This is a genomic window from Streptomyces sp. NPDC055400, assembly GCF_053644375.1.
Window position 1 is genome coordinate 13,535 of the sequence record NZ_JBSHLM010000023.1, and the last position, 23,382, is coordinate 36,916.

The 23,382-nt window shown below is 71.6% G+C and carries 21 protein-coding genes and 1 pseudogene; 5 read left to right on the forward strand and 17 right to left on the reverse strand.

The genetic code is table 11. The features are described 5' to 3' along the window. Nucleotides 1–39: 39 nt before the first annotated feature. Both ACWIGU_RS42235 and ACWIGU_RS42240 read right to left on the reverse strand, forming a co-directional pair. Nucleotides 40–1,083: an LLM class flavin-dependent oxidoreductase gene (locus tag ACWIGU_RS42235; protein WP_454407184.1), complete on the reverse strand. Its 1,044-nt coding sequence runs from the start codon at nt 1,081–1,083 to the stop codon at nt 40–42. Between the two features lie 116 nt (nt 1,084–1,199). Continuing rightward, nucleotides 1,200–2,672 carry a DHA2 family efflux MFS transporter permease subunit gene (locus ACWIGU_RS42240; protein ID WP_454407185.1) on the reverse strand — a complete coding sequence of 491 codons (1,473 nt, stop codon included), beginning with the start codon at nt 2,670–2,672 and terminating at the stop codon, nt 1,200–1,202. A gap of 79 nt (nt 2,673–2,751) precedes the next feature. Between ACWIGU_RS42240 and ACWIGU_RS42245 the strand changes: the two genes are divergently transcribed. Further along, nucleotides 2,752–3,465: a TetR/AcrR family transcriptional regulator gene (locus ACWIGU_RS42245; protein ID WP_454407186.1), complete on the forward strand. Its 714-nt coding sequence runs from the start codon at nt 2,752–2,754 to the stop codon at nt 3,463–3,465. Here ACWIGU_RS42245 and ACWIGU_RS42250 read toward each other — a convergent pair. The 8 genes from ACWIGU_RS42250 to ACWIGU_RS42285 are packed head-to-tail and all read right to left on the reverse strand — an operon-like array spanning nt 3,455 to nt 12,005. Then, nucleotides 3,455–3,955 (reverse strand): flavin reductase family protein, encoded by a 501-nt coding sequence (locus ACWIGU_RS42250; protein ID WP_454407187.1) that lies wholly within the window; start codon nt 3,953–3,955, stop codon nt 3,455–3,457. The genes ACWIGU_RS42245 and ACWIGU_RS42250 overlap by 11 nt on opposite strands. After that, complete coding sequence (locus ACWIGU_RS42255) at nt 3,952–5,037, reverse strand: alpha/beta hydrolase (RefSeq protein ID WP_454407188.1); 1,086 nt, start codon at nt 5,035–5,037, stop codon at nt 3,952–3,954. Before ACWIGU_RS42255 ends, ACWIGU_RS42250 begins: the two co-directional genes overlap by 4 nt. Next, nucleotides 5,034–5,801: a 2-oxo acid dehydrogenase subunit E2 gene (locus tag ACWIGU_RS42260; RefSeq protein ID WP_454407189.1), complete on the reverse strand. Its 768-nt coding sequence runs from the start codon at nt 5,799–5,801 to the stop codon at nt 5,034–5,036. Before ACWIGU_RS42260 ends, ACWIGU_RS42255 begins: the two co-directional genes overlap by 4 nt. Next, complete coding sequence (locus ACWIGU_RS42265) at nt 5,798–6,025, reverse strand: acyl carrier protein (protein WP_454407190.1); 228 nt, start codon at nt 6,023–6,025, stop codon at nt 5,798–5,800. Before ACWIGU_RS42265 ends, ACWIGU_RS42260 begins: the two co-directional genes overlap by 4 nt. After that, nucleotides 6,009–7,886, reverse strand: coding sequence for an HAD-IIIC family phosphatase (locus ACWIGU_RS42270; protein ID WP_454407191.1), 1,878 nt, complete (start codon nt 7,884–7,886; stop codon nt 6,009–6,011). The genes ACWIGU_RS42265 and ACWIGU_RS42270 overlap by 17 nt, the downstream gene beginning before the upstream one ends. Before the next feature lie 4 nt (nt 7,887–7,890). Then, complete coding sequence (locus tag ACWIGU_RS42275; protein ID WP_454407192.1) at nt 7,891–8,922, reverse strand: 3-oxoacyl-ACP synthase III family protein; 1,032 nt, start codon at nt 8,920–8,922, stop codon at nt 7,891–7,893. Between the two features lie 31 nt (nt 8,923–8,953). Continuing rightward, nucleotides 8,954–9,358, reverse strand: a complete 405-nt coding sequence (locus ACWIGU_RS42280; RefSeq protein ID WP_311313828.1) for an allene oxide cyclase barrel-like domain-containing protein — start codon at nt 9,356–9,358, stop codon at nt 8,954–8,956. After that, complete coding sequence (locus tag ACWIGU_RS42285; protein WP_454407193.1) at nt 9,351–12,005, reverse strand: DUF6531 domain-containing protein; 2,655 nt, start codon at nt 12,003–12,005, stop codon at nt 9,351–9,353. Before ACWIGU_RS42285 ends, ACWIGU_RS42280 begins: the two co-directional genes overlap by 8 nt. A gap of 246 nt (nt 12,006–12,251) precedes the next feature. Here ACWIGU_RS42285 and ACWIGU_RS42290 point away from each other — a divergent pair, with 246 nt between their 5' ends. After that, nucleotides 12,252–14,990 (forward strand): ATP-binding protein, encoded by a 2,739-nt coding sequence (locus ACWIGU_RS42290; RefSeq protein ID WP_454407194.1) that lies wholly within the window; start codon nt 12,252–12,254, stop codon nt 14,988–14,990. Here ACWIGU_RS42290 and ACWIGU_RS42295 read toward each other — a convergent pair. From ACWIGU_RS42295 to ACWIGU_RS42310, 4 genes are all read right to left on the reverse strand, one after another. Next, complete coding sequence (locus tag ACWIGU_RS42295) at nt 14,927–15,544, reverse strand: 4'-phosphopantetheinyl transferase family protein (RefSeq protein WP_454407195.1); 618 nt, start codon at nt 15,542–15,544, stop codon at nt 14,927–14,929. The genes ACWIGU_RS42290 and ACWIGU_RS42295 overlap by 64 nt on opposite strands. Before the next feature lie 89 nt (nt 15,545–15,633). Further along, on the reverse strand, nt 15,634–16,509 hold the full coding sequence (locus ACWIGU_RS42300) for a metallophosphoesterase family protein (protein WP_454407196.1): 876 nt from the start codon (nt 16,507–16,509) through the stop codon (nt 15,634–15,636). 7 nt (nt 16,510–16,516) lie between these two features. Then, on the reverse strand, nt 16,517–17,290 hold the full coding sequence (locus ACWIGU_RS42305; protein ID WP_454407289.1) for a thioesterase II family protein: 774 nt from the start codon (nt 17,288–17,290) through the stop codon (nt 16,517–16,519). Beyond that, nucleotides 17,287–18,003, reverse strand: a complete 717-nt coding sequence (locus tag ACWIGU_RS42310) for an AfsR/SARP family transcriptional regulator (RefSeq protein ID WP_454407197.1) — start codon at nt 18,001–18,003, stop codon at nt 17,287–17,289. The genes ACWIGU_RS42305 and ACWIGU_RS42310 overlap by 4 nt, the downstream gene beginning before the upstream one ends. 230 nt (nt 18,004–18,233) lie before the next feature. On the opposite strand from ACWIGU_RS42310, the gene ACWIGU_RS42315 reads away from it, so the two are divergent. Continuing rightward, entirely contained in the window at nt 18,234–18,464 is a 231-nt protein-coding gene (locus ACWIGU_RS42315; RefSeq protein ID WP_454407198.1) for a DUF6059 family protein, read from the forward strand. 378 nt (nt 18,465–18,842) lie between these two features. Here ACWIGU_RS42315 and ACWIGU_RS42320 read toward each other — a convergent pair. After that, nucleotides 18,843–19,696, reverse strand: a pseudogene (locus ACWIGU_RS42320) (alpha/beta fold hydrolase). Nucleotides 19,697–19,798: 102 nt separating this feature from the next. Between ACWIGU_RS42320 and ACWIGU_RS42325 the strand changes: the two are divergent. After that, nucleotides 19,799–20,212, forward strand: a complete 414-nt coding sequence (locus ACWIGU_RS42325; protein ID WP_454407199.1) for a winged helix-turn-helix transcriptional regulator — start codon at nt 19,799–19,801, stop codon at nt 20,210–20,212. A gap of 355 nt (nt 20,213–20,567) precedes the next feature. Here the strand turns inward: ACWIGU_RS42325 and ACWIGU_RS42330 are convergent, their stop codons facing one another. Further along, the gene (locus ACWIGU_RS42330; protein ID WP_454407200.1) at nt 20,568–21,512 is read right to left on the reverse strand and encodes an alpha/beta fold hydrolase; all 945 of its coding nucleotides are present in this window, start codon (nt 21,510–21,512) and stop codon (nt 20,568–20,570) included. 90 nt (nt 21,513–21,602) lie between these two features. Between ACWIGU_RS42330 and ACWIGU_RS42335 the strand changes: the two genes are divergently transcribed. Beyond that, nucleotides 21,603–22,196, forward strand: coding sequence for a TetR/AcrR family transcriptional regulator (locus tag ACWIGU_RS42335; protein WP_454407201.1), 594 nt, complete (start codon nt 21,603–21,605; stop codon nt 22,194–22,196). A gap of 107 nt (nt 22,197–22,303) precedes the next feature. On the opposite strand, the gene ACWIGU_RS42340 is transcribed toward ACWIGU_RS42335, so the two are convergent. Beyond that, nucleotides 22,304–23,362 (reverse strand): EamA family transporter, encoded by a 1,059-nt coding sequence (locus ACWIGU_RS42340; protein WP_454407202.1) that lies wholly within the window; start codon nt 23,360–23,362, stop codon nt 22,304–22,306. Between the last annotated feature and the right edge of the window lie 20 nt (nt 23,363–23,382).

Here is a 23,382-nt window from a genome sequence, read left to right on the forward strand (position 1 = left end):
ACGAGGTGAGGGGGGCCAGACGTACTGTCGCGAGTGCGTCTAAAGCCGGGCTGAAACGCCCTCGGGGGAGCCGGGACGTACGTCCTGGGCCGCCAGCGCCAGCAGTTCGAACGAGCGCAGCCGCTCCTCCTGGTCCGGGACGACGGTCAGCGCCATCAGCTCGTCGGCCCCGGTGCGCTCCACCAGCTCGGCCAGCTTGTCGCGGACGGTGTCCGGTGCGCCGATCAGCTGGCGCTCCGCCAGTTCCTCCAGGAACTGCAGCTCGGCCTCGGAGTACGTGTAGCCGGACGCCGTCCGCGCGGACGGGAACGCGTCGAAGCGCCGCACCGTACGCATCTTTATCTTGCCGAGCAGATAGGGCGCGGCGACCTCGCGGGCGGCCCGGTCCGTGTCGGCGACGGTGGTCAGCGCGGAGATCAGGGTGCGCGGCCGGTCCAGGTGGGGCGAGGGCCGGAATGCCTCGCGGTAGCGGTCCAGCGCGTAGGCCGTGGCATGCGGGTTGATCTGGTGGGCGAAGGCGTACGGGAGTCCCAGCGAGCCGGCGAGTTCGGCGCTGGCCGGGCTGGAGCCGAGCATCCACAGGTCCGGCCTGCCGTCGGCGGCGGGCACGGCGGTGATCGGGGAGGAGGTGTCGCCGGGCGCGAAGTAGCCGCTCAGCTCCGCGACCTGGTGGAAGAAGTCGTCCTCGCCCCGCTCGGGCGCCCGGCGCAGGGCGCGTGCGGTGTGCGGGTCGGTTCCGGGGGCGCGGCCGAGACCGAGGTCGACGCGTCCGGGGTGCAGCGCCTCCAGGGTGCCGAACTGCTCGGCGACCACCAGCGGGGCGTGGTTGGGCAGCAGCACGCCGCCGGAGCCGACCCGCAGGGTGGTCGTGGCGGCGGCCAGGCGTCCGGCGAGGATGGCGGGCGCGGAGGTGGCGAGGCTCGGGGTGCTGTGGTGTTCGGCCACCCAGTAGCGCAGATAGCCGAGTTCCTCGACGCGCGGGGCCAGGGCCACGGTGTCACGCAGCGCCTGGGTCGCGGAGCCGCCCTCGAAGACGGGCACCACGTCGAGAACGGACAGGGGAACGCCGAGGGGTCGGCTCATGGGGACCTCCGGAAGGAGCGCGCCGCCGGATGGGCGTCCGGCGGCGCGGGCTGGACGGACATGCACATGCGGGAGGAGCAGAGGAGCACCGGGCGCCCCGTACCGGGACGGGCGGCTCAGGCGTGGTCGGTGACCGGTTCCGACTCGGCCGGCGTCTCGGGCGAGGCCTCGTCCGCGGCCGGTTCGGGCTTGGGCCTGCCCGGCAGCAGCAGACCCGCGGCGAAGACCACGACGGCCGCGGCGACCGGCCACCAGAAGGCGTTGCCGAAGGAGTCGGCGGTGGGGGCCGCGTGGGAGCCGCCGCCCTGCAGGATCAGCGCCACCACCGCGATGCCCAGCGAGGCGCCGATCTGGTTGAGGATGAAGACCGCACCGGTGGCGCCCGCGACCGCCTCGCCCGGCACCGTCTTGTAGACCGAGCCCATGGTGGGCGCGCCCACCAGGCCCATGCCGAAGCCGGCGGCGAACTGGGCGGCCGTGAGAGCGACCTGCGAGGTGCCGGTGTCCGAGCCGGTGAAGACCAGGGCGCCGGCGCCGATGAGCAGGGCACCGGTGGGCACCAGTCGGCGGGCGCCGAGCTTGTCCGCGAGGTTGCCCGCGATCGGCATGCCGATCAGCGTGCCGAGGCCCAGCGGGGCGAGCAGCAGACCGGACTCGAGGACGCTGTGGCCGTGGACCTGCTGGTAGTACAGCGGCAGCAGGAAGAGCAGCGAGAAGAGTCCGCCGCCGAGCAGGAACATCGTGGTCACACTCGCGCTGAAGCCCTTGCTGCTGAACAGCCGCAGATCGAGCAGCGGGGTGACGGTGGTGCGCAGGGCGTGCACGGCGTAGGCGACGAACAGGGCGACACCGACGGCAAGACCGGTGATCACCTTGGTGCTGCCGAAGCCGTCGCCGCCCGCCTGCGACAGGGCGTAGACGAGCGCGGCGAAGCCGGGGGAGAGCAGCGCGACACCAAGGGCGTCGAGCGGCACGGGGTCACCGCTCGGCGGCGGGTCAGCCGGCAGCACCCGGATCGCCAGCACGATCGCGGCGAGCGCGAAGGGGATGTTGACCAGGAACATCCACTCCCAGGAGAAGTTGTCCAGCAGCAGCCCGCCGATGACGGGGCCGACCACCGGGCCGAGCGTGATCGGTACGGAGACCAGGCCCATGACCCGGCCGATCCTGGCGGGCCCTGCGGCGCCCGCGACGACGGTCATCATGATCGGGTCGACCATGCCGCCGCCGAAGCCCTGGACGATGCGGAAGGCGATCAGGCTCTCCGCGTTCCAGGCGAAGGCGCAGAGTGTCGAGCCGATCAGGAAGACCGAGAGGCCCAGCAGCCACATGCGCTTGGCGCCGAACCGGACCACCGCCCACCCGGCCAGCGGAATCGCCAGGGCGACCGCCAGCAGATAGCCGGTGGTGACCCACTCGATGGTGGCCAGCGTCGCGTGGAACTCGCCGCCCAGCGTGCTGATCCCGACGTTGACGATCGTCGCGTCCAGGTAGGACATCATCCCGCCGAGCACCATGACGCCGACGAGCGTGAGCAGAGCGGCATCGAGCCGGGCAGGCCCGCTCCCCGCCGCCTTTGTTTCAGACACGGCAACTCCTTTTAACCACTCTACCCAGAAGATTTTACTGGGTAGTTAAATTCTGTGGCTGGCACGGTAGCATGGCCGCATGAGCGTTGGCGAGAACGAACAGACGGCCGGGAGCCCGGTGGACCGAGGGCGGCTGGACAAGCGCCGGGCGATCGTGGAGGCCGCTCTGCGGGTCTTCGCGCAGGTCGGATACGCACAGGCGAGCCTGGACGTGATCGCCGCCGAGGCCGGGGTGTCCAAGCCGACGATCTACAACCACCTGGGGTCGAAGGAGAAGCTGTTCCGGCACGTGATGACGGAGACCGCCGCCCGGTCCAACGCCAAGACCCTCGACGTCCTCACCGCCTTCCCGACCGACCCGGACGAGCTGCGCCCGGGCCTGGAGGATGTCGCCACCAAGCTCGTCGACTGCTACTGCGACGAGCAGTCCGAGTCCGTGCGCCGGCTGCTGTACGCGGAGGCCGTGCGCTTCCCGGACCTCTTCGACGCGGTGCGGGCCAGCGGGCCCAACCAGTTCACCGAGGCACTCGCGGGCCGGCTCGCCCGGCTGGCGAACGCCGGGCACCTGCGGGTCGAGGACCCGGTCAGGGCGGCCAACCAGTTCATCGCGCTGGTCTACGAGGAGCTGCCGGGGATGAGCGCGCTGGGCACCCGGCCCCTCGACCCGGCAGACGTCGCGAAGGTCGTCACCGCCGGAGTCGACACCTTCCTGCGCGCCTTCGGTAGGGAGCCGTCCGCCGACGCTGCCCCCGGGCGGGCGGCGTCGACGGGCCCGGGGGGTGTCAGCGGCTGAGCCGCCCGTACGCACCGCGGAAGAACAGCAGTGGGTCCCCGTCCTCCACCGCGTCGAGCCGGCGCACCCGGGCGACCACGATCACATGGTCGCCCGCCGGGTGCTCGGCCTCGACCGAGCACTCCAGCCAGGCCAGCGCACCCTCCAGGACCGGCGCCCCGTCCGGCGACGAGCGCCAGGGCATGCCGTGGAACTTGTCGCCGCCGGTCACCGCCAGCCGCGCCGCGGCCTCCCGCTGCCCGACCCCCAGGATGCTGATCCCCAGCAGCCCGCCTGTGCGGATGCGCGGCCAGCTGGTGCTGGTGTCCGCGACACAGAACGAGACCAGTGGCGGATCGAGGGAGACCGAGCAGAAGGAGTTCGCCGCGAGCCCCGACCGGCTCCCGGTCGCGGGATCCTTCGAAGCAACGGCGACCACTCCCGTCGCGAACCGTCCGAGCACATTGCGCAGACATCGGGTGCCGCCCTCAAGGGCTCTCGTCCCGGTCATCCCTGCTTCCCCCTGCCGTACCGCAGACGTGCGAATTCCCTCGTCAGCGCTGCCCGCTGGTCGCCGTACCCGCCGCGCATCCGGAGCACCGACAGCAGCGTCCACAGCCGGGTCTGTGCGAAGTACAGGGGCGATCCGTGCACATCGTCGTGGGCCAGCAGCCGCACCCCGCGCACCCGCTCCCGCAGCAGCCGGGCATCACCCGGCGGAATGATCTCGTCCCGCAGGCTCGTCACATGCGCCACCGGTATCCGCAGCACGGCCAGCTCCTCGGGCGAGAGCGCCCAGTCCCGGATCAGCCCGTAGACCTCGTCGGGTTTCGTCCGGGTGAGATGGGCCAGCGTGTCCGTCGTCACCCGGGGCACCGTGCGCTGCCACTCCGCGTCGGTGAAGAAGTCGTGCAGCGGCGCCCCCGCACCGACGACGCCGCTGATCCGCGAGTCGTGAAGAGCGGCCCGCAGCGCGAGATGACCGCTGAAGCTGAGCGCCAGGGCATACGTACGGGAGGTGTCGGCCCGGTCGCCGACCGCGTCCAGGACGGCGGAGAACATCTGCCAGCTGTCGGCCCCGTAGGGCAGGGAGTTCTCGCCCACGCCCGGCATCTCGGTGACCACCCCGGCGAATCCCAGCGCCCCGAGCTGGAGCAGCACCGGCGCCCACTGCTCCTTGACGGAGACGATGCCGCCCGTCATCACCAGCAGCGGTTTGGGATCCGCGGCGTCCAGCCCCGCCGTCCAGCAGCGGATCCGGCCGCCTGCGAGTGTGACGTCCAGCCGCTGCACGGCCGGGAAGTCCGACCGCCAGGTATCGAAGGACGCGGTGCACCGGTCCAGCGCCTCCTGCCTCGCCGAACCGTTCACGAAGGGGAACCGGGCCATGTTGTAGTGCACACAGGCGTCCAGCGGCTTGCCGTCGGCCTCCAGCCGCGCACCTTCGGCGCTCCACTCGTGCACCCAGGACCCAGGGGTGCCGTTCTCGTCGTCGCCGATCCGGGCGAGCAGCGGATCGTAGTGCTCGGGCGGCAGCCCCTGCGAACGGGTGTGGGCGACGACGAAGTTCTTCAGTTCCGCGATGTCGTTCATACGCTCTCCAGCGCCTCCTTGACCTCGGTCAGTACGTCCGCCGCCTCCGCCCCGTCGATGACCCGGTGGTCGAAGGCGAGACTGAGCCGCAGCACAGGTGCCACCACGATCCGGCCCTCCCGCACGACGGGCCGCTCCAGCACCCGGCCGACCCCGAACGTGGTCGTGGTGCCGCCCACCGAATGGAAGGAGTCGACCGCGCGGTGACCCAGCGAGGTGACCGCGAAGGTGCCGTTGAGATGGGGCCGCAGGGCGAGCGAGTCCGCCGCGCTGCGGAAGATCTTGCGGCCCTCGGCCAAGGAGGACCGGTGCAGCTTCCGTACCCCTTCGAATTCGGGCAGCTTCTCCGGGTCGCCGTCCCTGACGCGCGCCAGGTGCTCCTGGATGGCGGGCAGTTCGGCCTCGTGGACATCGGGCACGATCGTGCCGAGCACCACCCGGCGCCCGTCCAGCGTGCGGTCGAGGGCGACCTTGCCATTGACGAACGGATAGTGCGCGATCCTCAGGCGGTGGGGCCCGCCGCGCACCGCAGCGTTGGCGTCCGGGTGCTTGGCCAGCACCCGGCCGGCGGCCCGCAGCACATACGTGGTGGTCGCATAGCGCACCCCCTCGCTCTCCAGCGCCGCCGCGCGGTGGGCGAGCACCCCGCTCATGTCGACCTCGGTGTCGAGGAACACGGGCGAGAAGTCCCGGGTCACCTCCAGGAAGAACAGCGTGTGCCGGCGCTGGCGGGGGAGCGGCTCACCGGCCTCGGCAGCGGTCACGGCGCGACCGCCAGCAGGTACACGTCCTTCAGACGGGTCGCCTCCAGGACATCCGCCAGCGGCAGCGAACGCCCGGTCTCCCGCTCCAGGACCGTGCACAGCGCCAGCAGATGCACCGAGTCCCAGGACTCCACGGTGTCCAGCCCGCGCTCGAGGTCATCGGCGGTGACGGGCAGGGCGAGTTCGTCCCGCAGCAGTGTGACGAAGTCATCGACGGTCTTCACGGGAGGTCCCTTCGAAACGCGCGGTCAGTCGGATGTGATCGACGGCTGCGGCGGACGGCCGGGACGCGAGCCGGAAGTCGGCCGAGGCCGCGTCGGCGCGGACCGTCTCGAACCCGGACCGCGGATAGAAGTCCGCCACCTTGCCGTTGCGGGCGGTACGCAGATACGCGGCCCGCACCTCGGTGGCACCGCTGTCGAAGGCGTGCTCCAGCACGGCGCCGAGCACGGCATGCTCGATGCCGCGCGAGAAGACCCGGCAGCTCAGCAGGAAGTTCTCGATGTGCAGCACCCCGGCCTCGCGCCGCAGCAGCACCACGCCGACCAGGCCGTTGTCCCCGAACCGGTCGGCGGACTCGATCGCGAGCACCTGCGCCGCCGGGTCGTCGTGCAGCGCCCGCACCTCGGCGGGCTGCAGCCGCCGCGTGGTGAGATTGAACTGATTGGTACGCAGGGTGAGCTGGGAGACCCGGTCGAGCCGGCCCGCGTCTACGGGCGCGAGCGTCACGGAGATGTCCAGCTCCCGCAGATAGCCGTCGAGCGACTCGAAGGTGTGCAGGAAGTCCTGCCGGGCCCGCTCCTCGCGGTAGCGGGCCGGGCGGGCCCGGTCCTCGGAGGTGAGGGCACGCACATCGAACCAGCCGTCCCGCAGCAGCCGTTCGACATGGAGCGCGGGCTCCTCGCCCACCTGGAGAACCGAGACGCCGGGCAGCTCACGGCGGACGAGGCCGCATTCGAAGGCGCTGTCGTCGACGAAGACGAAGCTGTCCGGGGCGAGATTGAGGTCGGCCGCCAGATCGGCGAGATTCTCGTGCTTCGGCCGCCAGTTGGCCCGCACCTGTACGAAGTCCTCTTCGCGCAGGGTCAGTTCGGGGTGCTCGCGCAGGGTCTTCAGGACCGGTTCCCGGTCGTTCTTGCTGACCGCGGCCAGGAGCACCCCCTGGGAGCCCAGTTGCTTCGCCACCGCCTGGAAGCGCCGGAACGCCTCCCCGCGATGACTTCCTGCGACCTCGATGCCCTCAGGCCCGGCCTCACCGAGCACACCGCCCCACACGGTGTCGTCCAGGTCCAGGGCGAGCACCTTCTTCGCACCGCCCGTCGACTGGCGCGCCAGATGGCCGACCTCGCGGGCGTAGCCGGCCAGCAGCCTGTCGGACAGATGTGCCTTGGCGTACACGCTCTGCCGTACGTCGTGGGCGGCGATCCCCTCGGCGAGCAGCGGGTCGAGATCCACGGTCACCACCTCGGGCCGCGTCTCCACCAGGCGCAGCAGGCGGGTGTTGGCCTCCCGCCACAGGGCCCCGAGCCGGGCCCGGGAGCCGAGGTCGACGAGCTGCGCGGTCAGCGAGCGCGGCAGCGGGAGCGTGTTGAGCACGAGCGTGGCGCCCCGGGTCGTCGACGCGAAGACCTTGGCGGCGCGCTCGACCAGCGCCGTCTTCTCGTTCAGGACCTGCTCCACGTCCTCCACCCGCCAGGGCAGCGGCAGTTCGTCGGTCACCAGCGCCGGGTCGAGGACGCAGAGCACGATCGAGGGGGCGGCCGCGTAGAGCTCGCTGCCCGGGTCCGCGAGGTCGAAGACCCAGCTGTCGAAGTCGGAGAGCCGCACCCGCGCCAGCTGCCCGTGCCGGGCCAGCTCGCCGGTGAGGGCGGGCACCAGGGCGGACAGGGTGCCGTGCCCGGTCACGGCGATCAGCGGCGCGGGGGTGTCGGGGTGCGCGGCGAGCACCTTGCCGGGCTCCAGCCGGGCCAGGACCCTGCCCGCCCGGACCAGCGCGTCCCCGGACAGGCCGGCCACCAGGCCCCGCACGGCGGGGTAGTCCTCGGCCGTGACCTCCCGCAGCAGGTCCGCAGTTGCGTCGGTCACGATGTCAGTTCCCTTCCAGGGCGAAGCCCGCCTTGAGCCATTTGCTGGACTCGATGGAGATACCCACCGCCCGCCGGCCGCCGGCCAGCCGGGCGAGTGCCCGCTCCAGTTGGAGGAAGACGATGGCGTTGCCGCAGTTGCCCGCGTCGTCGACACAGGAGACGGCCTCGGCGTCCGGCAGGCCGAGCCCTTCGGTGATCAGCCGGGTCATCCGGCCGGACAACTGGGGAGGCAGCAGAAGATCCACGTCCTCGCGGGCCCACCCCAGCCCGCCCAGCAGTTCGTCCAGCACCTCGCCGGCCATGACCGGCACATGCTTCTCGATGGCCTTGTAGTCCTCGGTCGCGGCGGGCCGGTCGCTGTCCCGGTCGGCGGGGCCGAACCACTCAAGGACCGCGCCGGGCTCCCTGCCGAGCCCCACCAGCCGGGTGAACAGCGCCCGTACGGACACGGCGCCGGGCCCCGGCTCGGTGGAGAGGACCGCGGCGCCCGCCGCGTCCCCGAACAGGACGTAGTTGACCAGTTCGGCGGGGTCCGTGGTGCGCAGATCGGTGTCCAGGTCGTAGAACCGGGCGATCACGTCACCGCCGAGCACCAGCACCGTACGGGCGCTCCCGCCGCGCAGCAGCTGCTGGGCGACGTCGAGCGCCTGGACCGCGCCGGAACATCCCGACTGGAGCTGGAAGCTGCGTACGTCGTCGATGCCCAGCCGGTCCGCGACCACATTGACCGTCGCCGGCATCAGCCGGTCCGGTGTCGCGGTGCCGAGCACCACCGCGTCCACCTCGCCCGGGGCCAGACCGGCGCGGTCCAGCGCGGTGCGGCCCGCCTCCTCCGCCAGATCCGCCAGCGAAGCGGTGAGCTTGCCGGACTCCAGATCCAGTGCCAGGTGGCGCGATGCGGTGCCGATGAAGACATCCACCCACTGCTGCCACAGCGCGTCCATGCCGAACCGCTCCGCCAGCGTTGCGTTGTCCAACGGCGGGCCGGGAAGCGCGGAGGCCGCCGACCGTATGTACACGTCCCGACCCGTCATGAGGGCCCTTCCTCGCTTGTTCGAACAGGGCTCAGTCGGACAGCAGGATCCGTGCCTCGGCGGAGGCGCGGACCCCGGTCATGCGCCAGGTGCGGAAGCCGCGCAGACCCTCGTAGCGGCCGCTCGTCCCGGTCGCGGGATAGTGCACCCATTCACTGGTGCGCACGTCGTTGAAGTCCGCCCACCCCTCGGCGTGGATGGTGCCGTCGTCGAGGGTGATGTCCTCGGTGTAGTAGGTGAGCAGCCCGCCGTCTCCCGGCCGGATGTACTCGATGCGGAACGAGCCGTGCGAGGTGCCGATCAGCTTCCCGTCCTCGTCGTACAGTTCGTCGTCGAACGTGCCGGTCTGGCCGGTGCTGGGATCGGCGACCTCGACGTCGTCGACCACCTTGACCACGACTTCCCGCGGTACGCGCAGCACGATCTGGTCAGCCATCTGACGGTTCCTCTCGATGAAGGGGACGGACATCCCGGGACGGTGGCGCCCAGGCGATCAGGGGTGGGGTGGCGAGGAGGGCACCCGGGCCGGTGAAGGCGTCGGCCGCGGCGGTGGCCGCCTCGTCCGGAGAACCGGACGGGGGGAAGAACAGCGCCGGGGCGGGCACGTGCGGGCGGGCGAGGACGGACCAGAATCCGTGCCGGGTCCATGTCCCGCTGTTCACCGGGTCGTTGTCGGAGAAGGTGTAGGGGGCGTACTGCACGCCGGTGGGGTCGGGCTGGGTGAAGCGCCCCCAGAACCCGTTGTAGAGGTGGTGGTCGAGGAGGTGCGCGCTGCGCAGCAGCTGGTACGCGCCCCGGTAGCGGAACGGGTTCACCGTCGCCGCGTCACCCGAGGCGGTGACCGCGCCGTGCGCGGTGTAGCGGTAGCGGGCGGCGACGGTGCCTTCCTCGTCGATCAGCGCGAGCACGGAGCCCTGCTGGTCGGTCACCGCCCAGTAGTGGCGCCCTGTGTCCGTGAGAACGGCGAGAAGGTTGCCGTCGGGTGTGCGCACATAGTCGGTCGGCACTCCGTCGTCCGTCGTCCGCACGATGCCCAGGGGTGAGTGGGTCAGCACATGAACGACGGTGCGTCCGTCCACGGTGGTCTCGGTGATGTGCCGCGGTGTCTCCTGGCCCAGCCCGTCGTAGCGCACGTCCACGACCTGGACGCCGCCGAACACACCGGTCAGGGTCTGGTTGGTGGCGCTGTAGCGGAACGAGCCGGTCGGGTCGGTCTCCTCGGTGAAGTTGCCCGCGCCGTCGTAGGCGAACGCGGTGTCGCCGAACCGCACCACCTGGCCGGCCTCGTTCAGGGTGAACTCCGTGGCCCCCAGCCGGCGCAGATGATGGGCGTCGTCGTAGGCGAATTCGGCGTCACCGGCGCGCACGAGGCGCTTGAGCCCGTCGTAGGCGAAGCCGGTGAACTCGCCGTCCAGTACGGCGGATCGCAGCACATCGCTGTCGGCGCCGCCGCCCGAGCTGTAGCCGTACTCCGCCGACAGCAGCCTCTCGCCCCCGGGCCCGCGCACCGTCAGGGCGGTCCTGCGACCGGAGGCGTCGTAGCGGATCTCCTGTACCGCCGCGCCCAGTTCGATCCGTACGGGACGTCCGGCCGCGTCGAGGACGAACCGGGCCGTGCGGCCGGCCGGCGTGGTGACGGACTCGGCACGGCCCGCGTCGTCCAGCGTGTAACGGGTGGTGCCGCCCGGGGTGGTGAACGAGGTCAGCGCTCCCGCGGAGTCGTACTCCGAGGCGATCCGCTCGGGGGCGGAGTCCGCCTCCTCGGTGCGCACCGAGACCGCGGGACGGTCGCCGCGTGCCGTCCTGACCCAGTCGAACGCGTACGACCAGGCGGGCCCGGCCTTGCGGACCACCCGGCCCAGCGCGTCGCGCGTGAGCACCAGCAGCGTCTGGCCCGCGTTCTCGTCCGTGACCTCGGTCAGCCGCCCCGCCGGGTCGTACCGGTAGCCGATGCGGTCACCGGCCCCACTGGTCACCGAGGTGATCCGGGACAATCCGTCGTACCCGAAGACCGTGCGCCCGAGCGGGGCGGGCGGGGTGACGGTGGTGAGGTCACCGTCCTCGTCGTAACCGAAGCGGGTGGTGGCACCGTTGCCGTAGACGATCCCGGTGAGCGCGCCGTGGACCGGGTCGTAGCTCCGCGTGTCCACGTCCGTGTCCCGGCCCGGGGTGCGGCTGCGGACCAGTCGGCCCGACGCGTCGTACTCCAGCAGGAGTTCGTTGCCCAGCGGATCACGCAGCGTGGTGAGCGTCCCGCCGCCGTCCAGCGAGGTGTACGAGGCCCGGGAGAGGGCGCCGGTCGGCAGCCGCAGCGAGGTCGGGCGTCCCACTTCGTCGAAGGTGTGGGTGAGCGTCGCGCCCGCCGCGTCGGTGACGGAGAGCGGCCTCCCGTCCGCGTCCAGGGTCCGGCTGCTGACATGACCCGACGGGTCCTCGATCGCCGTCGGCCGGCCCTGTGCGTCGAAGACATAGCCGGTGCACAGACCGGTCGGCCCGGTGACGAGGGTGCGGTCCGGCCCGTAGTCGAATGCCGTACGGGCCCTGCCGCCCGGCCCGGTCCAGGAGAGCTCCGAGACGGCGAACATCCCGTCGTAGGCGATCCCCACGGCCTCGCCGAGCGGATCGGTGATGCCGACCAGCCGCCCGTCCGCGTCCCAGAGGAAGGCGGTGGTGCCCCCGTCCGCCCCGGTGTGCCGCTGCAGCCGTCCCGAACGGTCGTACACGAACGACGCCGCCTCGGCCCCCAGCGGATCGACGATCTTCGACACCAGACCGTCGGAGTCACGGTGAAGGGTCACCACCCGGCCCCGGGCGTCGGTGAACGTCACCGGTTCGCCCTCGGTGTCCGGTTCGAAGCCGGGGCCGGCGGAGTACGACCAGCCGGTGCCGAATCCCAGGTTCGCCGAGGAATGGCTGCGGTACTCGCGGACCAGCCGCAGATGACGGCCGGTCCCGGCGACGACCAGATCCAGCTGGCGCACGATCAGTTCGCCCTCGTGCAGATCGACCAGCACCTCGCCGAGATTTCCGAGGGACAGGCGCCGCACGGCGCGATGGGCGGGCAGGTCCCGGGGCGTGGGCACGGGCGGCTCCTCAGCTGGACCGACTGGACTGCGGATCGAGGGGGTTCGGACGGTGGCCAGGCTGCCGGGGCCGTCTAAAGCACTCCTAAGGCCACCGGCCGCGCGCTTCCGGAGCAGTCCATGAACGTTCTGTTACAGAACGATTCATCCCGTCACCCGCGCCTACTCTGGCGAGGGTCACAGCTGTTGGGTGTCTCTCAGCGTCGAGAGCGCGGGAATTCAGACCGGGGGAAGGGAACCTGCGACATGGGCATCACCACCATCACCGGGCCGAACACCGGAGTGACCGTACGCGCCGCCGAGTTGGCGCGGCTGACGGCACTCGTCCGGGCGGCCCGCGAGGGGCGGCCGGCCATCGTGGAACTGACGGGCGACCCGGGAGTCGGCAAGACCAGGCTGCTCACCGCACTGACCCAGGAGGCCCGGGGGCACGGGCTCGCCGTCCTCCACGGCCGCTGCTCCGAGGCGGAGGCGCAGGTGCCCTTCCACCCCCTGGTACAGGCACTGGCCATCTGGCAGGGCGCAGCGGAAGAGGCCGGAGCCGGAGCCGCGGCGACGGCGGCGCTCGTCGAGGCGCTCACGGACGTTCCGCCCCGCGCCGAACAGTCCGTCTGGCGCTCCCCGTTCTTCGCCGGAGTGCGCAGTCTGCTCGCCGCCGGGCCCGCCGCGTCCCCCGGCGGGGCACTGCTCGTTCTCGACGACTTCCACTGGGCCGACCCCGGCTCGGCGCGGCTCCTGGAGACCCTGATCCGCTGGCCCGTCGACGGCGGACTGATGGTCGTCGTCGCGCACCGGCCGCGGCAGGCCCCCGTGGCCCTGCGCGCGGTCCTCCAGCAGGGCGGCGAACTGGGCGCCGTCGAGACCGTCGACCTCGGGGCGCTGCCGGCGCACCGGTGCGCCGAGGTGCTCGGCCTGTACCCCGACGCCCCGGAACTGCCGCACCTGCACGCGCACAGCGGCGGCAACCCGCTCTACATCACCGCCCTGGCCGAGGCCGGGGCCCTGACCGGGGACGCCCTCGACCTCTGGACGTCCAGCTCGCTCGGGGCCCGGCTGCTCGCCGAGACGGCGCTCCTCGCCGACATGCCCCGCACGGTGGTGCACGCGGCGGCGGTGCTCGGCAGCGTCTTCGACATCGACGCCGTCGCCGAGGTGGCCGAGGCGTCCCGGGACGAGGCCTGCCGGGCGCTCTCCGAACTGCGGCGCCGCGACCTGGTCCGCTCGACGGACCGGCCCGGCGTGCTGGCGTTCCGGCACGCGCTGCTCAGAGGATGCCTGTACGCCGACGCCGACTCCTGCTGGCGTTCCGGAGCACACCGCCGGGCCCGTGACCGGTTCGCCCGGCTGGGCTTCCCGGCCCTCGACATCGCCCCGCACATCGAGCGCGCCGGATCCGGGGTCCGGCCGGCCGACGGCGAGGTCCTGGCCGCCGCCGCGCGCGCCTGTGTGCAGGCCGGCAGAGCAGCGGAGGCGGCCCACTGGCTGACGTCCGCGCTGCGCCTGTGGCGCAGGACCGGCAACGTCCGCGGCGCCGGTCCCGCCGGCACCGAACTGTGGAAACAGGTGGTACGGGCCCTGGCCGTCGAGGGCGACGCCGAGCGGATCGTCGCGCTCCGGGTCGACGTGCTAGCGGGACCCGACGGACGGACACCCGAGGTCCGCGCCCGCACGGTCGCCTTCCTCGCCGACGTGCTCGCGGCGATCGGCCACGACGAGGGGGCGCAGGCGCTGCTGGCCGCCGAACTCCCCGCCGCGCAGGCCGCCTCACCCGGCGCCGGACTGCTCCTCCGGGTCCATCAGCAGCTCGGGAAGGTGCTCGCCGGCCAGGTCCCGGCCCGCACCGACGTCGAGGTGGTCGTGCACCGCACGGACGGCGCCGACCCGGTCACCCTGGGCGGAGCCCTCAGCCTCGCAGGGCTGTGCGCCGTGCTCGACGGCGACATGTGCGCGGCCGAGATGTCCCTCGACGCCGCCGCCCACGCCCTGGACGAACTGGACGCGGGACGGCCGGCGGGGGACCAGGAGGCCGGCTATCTGCTGGTCCTGAGCTGGGCCGAGGCACTGATGGGCTGGTACGGACCGTCGTACGGCCATGCCGAGCGGGCACTGACCGCCGTACGCGGTCGCGGCGACGTGCACTTCCTGCCGCCGCTGCTCGACACGCTCGGCTATGTGCACTACCAGAGCGGCCGGCTCGCCGACGCCCTGGGCGCCGTCCAGGAGGGCAGCGCCGCCGCCCGCACCATGGGGCGCGGCGACCACGTGGCCCTGGCGGACGCGATCACCGCCGCCGCCTGGGCCCAGCTGGGCCGGACCTCCCCGCGCCCCGCCGCGACGGGATCCTCCGGCCCGGCCGCCCCGAAACCCCGGACGCCGCTCAACGCCCTGCTCCTCGCCGAGGCCGCGCTCGCCTCGGGCGAGGCCGGCACCGCACTGGCGCTCCTGCTGCCCGAGCGGGAGGCCTGGCGGGTCTCCGAGCCCGTGGCCGTGTTCGCCGCCCGGAACTACGAACTCCTTGCCGCGGCGGCGGTGCAGACGGAGGCCGGCGCGGACAGCCTGGACGCCTGGGCCGAGCGGGCGACGGAGGCGGCGTCCGCCGTGGGGCTGGTCGAGCAGAGCGGGCACGCGCTGCTGGCCCGCGGCCATGCCCTGATGGGCCGGGAGCTGACGGCGGAGGCCGCCCGGTGCTACGAGGAGGCGCAGCGGCTGTTCGGCGACGCCAGCCCGGCAGGTGCGCGCGCTCGGGAACTGGCCCGGTCCGCCGTCCGGCTGACGGGCAGGAGGGAGGACAGCGGTCTGGGTGAGCTGACGCTGCGGGAGCGGGAGGTCGCCGAACTCGCGGGCGAGGGGCTGAAGACGAAGGACATCGCCGGCCGGCTGCGGGTGAGCCCGCGCACCGTGGACGTCCATCTGACGCACATCTACAGCAAGTTGGGCGTGAACTCCCGTGCCGCGCTCGTCCGGCTGATGGCCCTGGCGGGCTGAGGCACCCCGATCGCGGTGGCCAGCAGCCCGCCGCCGGCCGCCCACCGGCCGTGGAAGACCCCGACCGCCCGGCCCCCGACCACGGGGCCGGGCACCAGGAGCACCGCCCGGAACGTACCCCCGGCGTCGATCCGGATCTCCGCCTCCGGGAAGTCGAGCAGCAGCCCGGTCAACGGGAACCACGCCTTGTACACCGCCTCCTTGGCGCTGAACAGCAGCCGGTCCCAGGCCAGGCCGGGGCGGTGCGCGGCCAGCTCGGCCACGCGTTCGCGCTCCGCCGGAAGGGAGACCGAGGCGAGCATGCCGGGCCGCAGAGGACGGTCGGGTTCGGCGTCGATGCCCAGCGACGCCAGCACCTCCGCCCGGGCCACCGCGGCCGCCCGGAAGCCGGCACAGTGCGTCATGCTGCCGACGACACCCTCCGGCCAGCCGGGCGCGCCCCGGTGCCCCGGTACCAACGGCTCGTAACGGAAACCCAGTTCGCTCAGAGCCGCGCGGGCACAGTGGCGCACGGTCGTGAACTCCCTGCGGCGCGACTCCACCGCCTGGGCCATGGCGGCCTCCTCCGCCGGATGGAGCCGGGCCTCCGGTGGATCGCCACATGCCTCGGCCCCCACGGCCCCCGGCGGCAGCAGCGCGGCGATCACCGCAGTACCTCCGGCCCGCCCACCCGGGTGGCCGCGTCCGGGCCGGGCAGAACGAGCCGCGGCCCGCACGGTCCGTTGCCGCGCCGGCGCCACTCGCGGGGGTAGCCCACCGACACCTCCTCGAACCGGACCCCGTCGTACCAGGTGGTGCGGGGGATGTGCAGATGTCCGTACACCACGGCCCGGGCGTTGAACCGGGTGTGCCAGTCGGCCGTGGCCCTGGTGCCGCACCAGAGCGCGAACTCCGGATGACGCAGGATGCGGGTGGGCTCGCGCACCAGCGGGAAGTGGTTCACCAGCACTGTTTCGGTGCCGGGGGCGAGAGCCGCGAGCCGGCGCTCCGTCAGGGCCAGGCGCGCCCGGCACCACGCGTCGATCGAGGGGTACGGATCGGGGTGCAGCAGCGCCTCGTCGGTGCCCACGATCCCGCTCGCCCTGGCCCGTTCCAGTGCCTCGGCCCGGGTCCTCGTACCGGACGGCCGGAAGGTGTAGTCGTACAGGACGAACAGCGGCGCCACCGTGACCGGGCCCGTCGGGCTCCGCCATACGGGATAGGGGTCCTCCGGCGTCAGCACGCCCAGGTCCCGGCAGATCCGCACCAGATGCTCGTACCGGCTGCGGCCCCGCAGGGTCACCGGGTCCTGCCGATGGGTCCACAGCTCGTGGTTCCCCGGCACCCACACCACTTTCGCGAAGCGCCGGCTCAGCAGTTCCAGGGCGCGGCCGATGTCGCCGGATATCTCGCCCACGTCACCGGCCACCAGCAGCCAGTCGTCCGGGTGGTCGGGGCGGAGTCCGTCCAACACCGCCTGGTTGTCGTCGAACGCCACATGCAGATCGCTGATGGCCAGCAGGCTTCCTGACCCGCTCATGACGGCGTTACCGCCGGCCCGCCGGGGCGGCGGCCGACAGCGCGACGGCGAGGTCCGCGACGGCCGGCAGGTGGTCGGCCAGGAAGAAGTGCCCGCCCGGGAAGACCTGCAGCTCGAAGGGACCGGTGGTGTGATCACGCCACGCGAGCACGTCCTCGACCGGAGCCTCCGGGTCACTGTCGCCGGTCAGGGCCACGACCGGGCACGCCAGGGACACACTCGCGGACGGCACATAGGCCGCGAGCCCCGCGTAGTCCCCGCGCAGTGCCGGCAGGATCAGGTCGAGCAGCTCGGGGTCGTCCAGCACGGCGGGCACGGTGCCGCCCAGCGAGCGGACCCTGGCGAGCAGCGCCGCGTCGGTGTCGAGCCGCTCCGCGCCGGCCACCGTGCGGGACGGCGCCCGGCGGCCGGACACGAGCAGCGCCACCGGGCCGCGGTCCGGCGTCCCGGCCAGCCGCAGGGCGACTTCGTGGGCGAGGGAGGCCCCCATGCTGTGGCCGAGGAAGATCCGTGGCCCGGCCGGCGGCGGACCGTCGCTCAGCGCCTCGGCGATCTGGTCGGCGAGCCGGTGCAGATCGCGGATGGCCGGTTCGCGATACCGGTCCTGCCTGCCGGGGTACTGGACGGCGCGTACACCCAGGGCGGGGAGGACGGCTGCGGAGAGGGGATACCAGAACCCGGCGGAACCGCCCGCGTGCGGAAAGCAGATGAGCTCCGCCCGGGCATCCGTTTCGTGGTAGCGGCGCAGCCAGGTGCCCTGACGCTCCGTGGCCACCGTCAGCTCGCCACGGGGAGATCGAGGAGCCGGTCAGAGGTGAGGATCGCCTGGTGCAGCCGGCGCAGCGACCGGCAGGGCTCCAGGCCCAGTTCGGACCGGAGGACGCGCTGTGCGGAGCGGTACACCTGGAGCGCCTCCGCCTGCCGCTCCGAGCGGTACAGCACCAGCATCAGCTGGCGGTAGAAGGACTCCCGCAACGGGTACTCGGCGGTGAGGGTGTTCAGCAGGCTGATGACCTCGCGGTGCCGGCCGAGCGCCGTACTGGCCTCCACGGACAGCTCCAGGCAGGCGAGCCGCTCCTCCTCCACCCAGGTGGCGAAGCGGGTCAGCACCGGGCCCTCGGGAGTGCCGTCGAGCACCGGGCCGCGTACGAGCGACAGCGCCCGGCCGAAGGCGTCGAGGGCGGCCTCGAACCGGCCGGCCTGGTGGAGGAAGCGGCCTTCGTGCATGGCCGCGCGGAAGTCGTCGACGTCGTAGCCGGAGCCGTCCAGCCGCATCAGGTAGCCGGACGGTTTGGTGGTGATGGCACTGCCCCGATCGTCCCCCGCGGCGGTCAGGAACTTCCGCAGCTGCGAGAGATAGACATGGACGGCGGCAGACGCGCGCCGCGGCGGCCCCGACCCCCAGAGCTCCTCGATGATTTGTTCCTTCGTGGTGACACGCCCGGCACCGACGAGCAGCGTGGCCAGTGTCATCTCCATCTTGGGGGCGCTCAAAGAGTAACCGTGTCCGCCGTGGGAGACCCGGAGCGGACCGAGCAGCTCATAGTGCATCTTTACCTCATGCGGTAGGGGGAACGTACTTTCGTGTTCCGACTCCAGCCACTGTCGAGGCGCCGCAGCTGTCCGCACATCGGGGAAACTGCGTACGTGTGCCGATTGGCCGAAATGCGTTGGGGCCCTCCGCCTTTGGTGCGGCTTTGGCGACGGTGGGCAGGCTGGGGAACATGCGCATCCTCCTTGCCCGGTACCTGCGATCTGTCGCGTATGCGCTGGTCGCCTTCGGCCAGATCTGGGTCTACATCCCGCCGACCAGGGAGTCGGACGACGTGATCGTCGCCGGGCCGCCCCCGGGCCATCCCGAGCGGTTGTGCCTCGAAGTCCCCCTCAGCGAGGCGGAGATGACGTGGAGGCGGCAGCTGCTCGGGGTTCCCGGTGCAGATCTGTATGACGGGTGACGGCACGGATCCGCCCGGAGCGAAGGGGGCGTCCGATCGGCGACGCAGTGCGTTCAGGGCGGGAACGAGACGCTCCAGGGGGCTGAGACGGTAGGCCGGTTGGGTAGTTGGGCCCAGTAGTCCCGAACTGCCTCGGCGAAGGGCGCGGGTACATGGCTGACCCCCGCTTGGTCGCCTGCTCGCGGGGTGGTTCGCGCAGCCCGAGCTTTCGGCCGGGCGACTCTTCTGGAGCGTGTCTCGAATGTGCTGGTCACAGCCACTCGTTGAGAGCGGCGACGATGGCGGTAGCGTCGTAGTGGACCGCCGACTTGTCGTCCCGAGTCGTCAGGGCCCGGTGTCAGCATGCCTCGCCTTGTAGCCCTCGGGCCCTCGCTCCGGTCACGCCGTTCTGGCGTCCTCACCGGCCAGGAACGGACGCAGCAGCGTGAGGAGGGCGTGCGGCCGGTGCAGCGGGATGATGTGGCCGCAGTCTTCTATGACGTGTCCGGTGAGATCGTAGGTGACCGGGCGGAGCTGGCGTTCCAGTGCGTCACCGACGGGGGCCGGGCGCCCAGTGCCATCGTCGGCACTGTCAGGCGGGCAGCGGCGACTGCCTGCTCGATCTGTACCGCGCTCTCGGGCAGGGCCCGGTAGTACGAGAACGCACAGCTCAACGCCTGCCGACCGGTGTATGCGCGGACGAAGGAGTCCCGGACGGCGGGGCGCACTCCGTCGCCGAGCGTGCCGGCGCGCAAGAACCAGTCGACGTAATCGGCCTCGTGGCCCTCCAGCACGGTCTCGGCGAGTCCGGGCGCGGCGGAATGGAAGCCGAACCACCACGGCGGCCCGTCGGCGAGGAAGCCCTCGGCACCAGGCAGCCTGCCCAGCAGGGACTCCATGACGACCAGGCGCCGGACGAGACCGGGGCGGCGCAGGGCGAGGAGGAAGGCCGGCGGGGTGCCCGCGTCGATGCCCACCACAGCGGCCGAGGACACGCCGAGCGCGGTGAGAAGCGCTTCGGCGTCCTCGGCCAGGGTGCCCGCGTCGTACCCGGAGCCTGCCCGGCTGCTCGCGCCGAACCCGCGCAGGTCCGGTGCGATGACGCGGTAGCGGCCGGACAGATCGGCGATGACGTCCGTCCACAGCTCCCAGGTGTGCGGGAAGCCGTGCAGCAGCAGGACGGCCGGGCCGGATCCGGCGAGGGCGACGTTCAGTTCGACACTGTTGACGGGGATGCGTCGAAGCTCGGGCATGGGGTGCTCCAGGTACTCGGTGAGCGATGGTGACAAGGTCACGTTAGGGAACTAGCCTGGTCGGCCCAAGACGGCACTTTCGCATCAGGTGGTGAGCTCCGGGTGACCACGTCGAGGTCCAGCGGACGTGACCAGCGGCCCGGTGAGCGCGGTGACCTGCTGGATCCGCGCTGCCCGACCCGCCAGCTACTCGACCGCATCGGCACCAAGTGGACGTCGATGGCGGTCAAGGTGCTGGCCGAAGAGGCTCCGGACGAACTCCGCTTCGCGGAACTGCGGCGCCGTATCCCGGGCATCTCACAGAAGATGCTGTCCGTCACTCTGCAGAGCCTGGTCCGCGACGGCCTGGTCGCGCGCCGCGTGGAACCCACCGTGCCGCCTGCCGTCCATTACCGGCTCACCGGGCTCGGCCTGTCCCTCGAAACACCGCTCTCCGCCCTGCGGGGATGGGCCGAGACACACATGCCGGAGATCGACCGCAACAACCAACTCGCCGACGAGTCACCCACCCACTAGGGCTAGTCGCGTATCGAGGTATCGATTTGCAGGCGTGAGCCGACGCGTACTTCCGCATCTATGACGTGCTTTTGCTGCCCGCGCTGCCGGTCCCCACCCACGAACATGGCCTCACTCGTCACCATCAGCGGGCAGATGGTGCCTACTTCTCACATCCAAACCGCCGCCATCCCTCAACCTCACCGGCTGCCCGCCCTGGCCATGCTCTTCGGTAGCGGCAGCGAGGGCCTGCCCATCGCGATGCTGCTGGAATCGATCAGTCCGGGCCGTGACCAGCACCCCACCGTCTCAGCGCCCGGCACCGGCATCCTCCGGGCGCCTCGTGGGTCCCCGAAGCGCCGTGGTGATGCTCGAACTACCCGACACGCTCGTGAGCGATGAACGCAGTCAACGCGTCCACAACCGCCGCGGGCTGCTCGTCAGGGATGAAGTGTCCGGCGTCTGGGATGACGACACCGGTTGCGTTGTCGGCCCAGGGGCTGAGGGAAGCGGCCATGTCCGGGATCGAGCCGTGGGAGCTGGAGATTCCCAGGACCGGGATGGTCAAGTGCTGTCGCCCGAGAGCGTCGAGATTTTTGCGGGCTGATTCCGCGGCGTCGCGGTAGTAGGAGAGAGACGCTCGAAGACCGTCCTCTGCCGCGATGGAGGCGGCGTAATGGTCGATCTCGGCACTGTCGTACGTGGTCGGGGACAGTGCTTTGGCCTTCAGGAACCAGCTGACGTAGTCACGCTCGCGACCGGCGAGCAGTGTCTCGGGAAGACCGGGCACCAGGTGGAACGCGAAGTGCCAGGTCTTCCAGGCCCGGTCGGGATCCGTTGGGATGGCGTCCGGGAGGCTGATGCCGGGAATGCCGGCGTCTAGCAGAGCGACACCGTGCAGGCGCTCTTCGTACTTCAGGGCCAGCGAGAAGGCGACCCAGGCCCCGATGTCGTGGGCGACGAGCCAGTACTTCGGCACGTTGAGCGCGGTGACCGCAGCCTGGATGCGCGAAGCGACCGTATGCGTGTCGTAGCTGCCGTGAGGGCGGTCGGAGTGGCCCTGCCCTGGCAGGTCGATTGCGATCACGCGGAATTGCTCGGCAAGGCCCGGCATCACCTTGCGCCAAGCCCACCAGGTCTGTGGGAATCCGGCGAGCAGGACGACGGCAGGGCCGGTCGGCTGACCGCCTTCCACGGCATGAAGTCGGATGCCGTCCGCGTCGACCCAGCGGTGAGTGAAGTGCGCAAGGTCGTGCAGCGGCAACTCGGAGATCGGGATCTGGCCGGAAGAACGGTTCGTGGTGGTCGCAGCGTCAGTCATGGCTCAAGGCTAACGCATCTTGGACTACCTAGTTCAAGATATGATGGCAGGGCCGACAGCGGCTCGGCTCAGGGACGAGGTGCATGCGTGATGGCCGGGAAGAAGCAGTTCGACGTGGACATCGCGCTCGATGCGGCGATGGTCCAGTTCTGGCGAGCCGGATACGCCGACACATCTGTCGACGACCTCTGCAGGGCTACCGGATTGAACCGCAGTTCTATCTACTCCTCACTCGGCGACAAAGAATCGCTCTATGTGCGCTGCCTGGACCGCTACGCCTCGCGGTATGGAGAAAGGTACGACCAGGCCCTCTCAGGTGCGTCCGCAGAGCCACTGCAGGCAGTACGGGCGTTCTTCGACGTCACACTGAAGCGCATCGCCGACCCCGACGTGCCGGACGGATGCCTGGTCGCCCAAACCGCGATGGCGACACCGGTACTGAGCCCCAACATCGCCGCACGCGCGATCGAAGCTCTGGGCCTTCAGCGTGCGCGGCTGCGGACCGCCTTGATCGCCGCGAAGTTGGCTGACAGCGACGCCGAAGACTTCGCCGTGCACATCGCGGCCGTCAACCAGTCACTGGCCGTTATGAGCAGGGCCGGAGCGAGTCGGAATCAGCTCCACACGATCATCGACATCAGCATGAGCGCGCTCTCCAACGCATTGCGCGCGCCCCGGGACTAGGGAGTATCGCTTCCGGCCAGGAGGCTGGTGCCTGGCTGGCTCCTTCCCCTTCTTCTTTCCCTTCGCCAGACAGGACTGATGTCAGGGTTCGCAGAAGAAGCGGCGGGTCAGATTGACTGTGCAGGCCGCGGAAAGCCGATCCGGGGGTCCGGCGCCTCCTGTGGCCGGAGCGGAGCAGCGAGCGCGTGAACTCCCGTCGTTTGCCGACTGGGCGTCAGCGGGACTCTGTCGGCAGCACGGCTTGCTCCTGCTGTGCCGCCTTCCCTGGTCCGTACCCGTGAGGCCTTGCGTTGCCCCGCTCCGAGGAAGGTCGCGGCAACGGACGCGAGGGCCACCGCGGCGATGCCGAGCCACTGCGCCCAGGCGAGTTGTTGTCCGAGGATGGCCAGTCCGAACACCGCGCCGGCCGCCGGTTCCAGGCTTGTCAGGACGCCGAACACGCGGGGCGGCATCCGGCGCAGGGCCTCCAGGTTGAGGGAGTACGGCAGCACGCTCGACGCGACCGCGACGAGCGCCGCCACCCCCAGGACGCCCGGGTCGAGCAGGGCGGTGCCACCTTGGGCCATGCCGTACGGCGCCGTGAGCACCGCCGCCCACACCACGGCCAGGGCCAGACCCTGGCCGCCGCTGAGGCGTCGCGCCATGCGGGCGGAGACGAGGATGTAGCCGCCCCAGCAGCAGGCGGCTGTCGCGGCGAGCAGGAGACCCACCAGGTCGAGGGGGACACCTCCGCCACCGAGCAGCATGACGCCGCCGGCCGCCATGCCCGCGGGGAGCAGGTCGATGGCCCGCCGTGAGCCGGCGAGCGCGATGGCGAACGGGCCGAGGAACTCGATCGTGGCCACCGCGCCCAGGGGGATGTGGTCGACCGCCTCGTAGAACGCAAGGTGGTGTCCCGCGACCAGGGCGCCGGCCGCGATCACCGTGCCCCAGGCGCCCTTGACCGAGCTCAGCGCCTGCCGCTGAGGGCGCCACAGCAGACAGAGCAGCACTCCCGCGATCAGCAGGCGTAGGAACACGACGCCCGCGGCGCCGACCTGGGGGTAGACCCGGGGTGCGAAGGCCGCTCCGAACTGGATGCCGCACACCCCGCCCAGCACGAGTCCGGGTGCCGGTATTTGCCCCGTCGCCGCGGAGAACCCCCGGGCCATACTGCTCTGCTTCAATTCTCTGTCTGCATTCCATG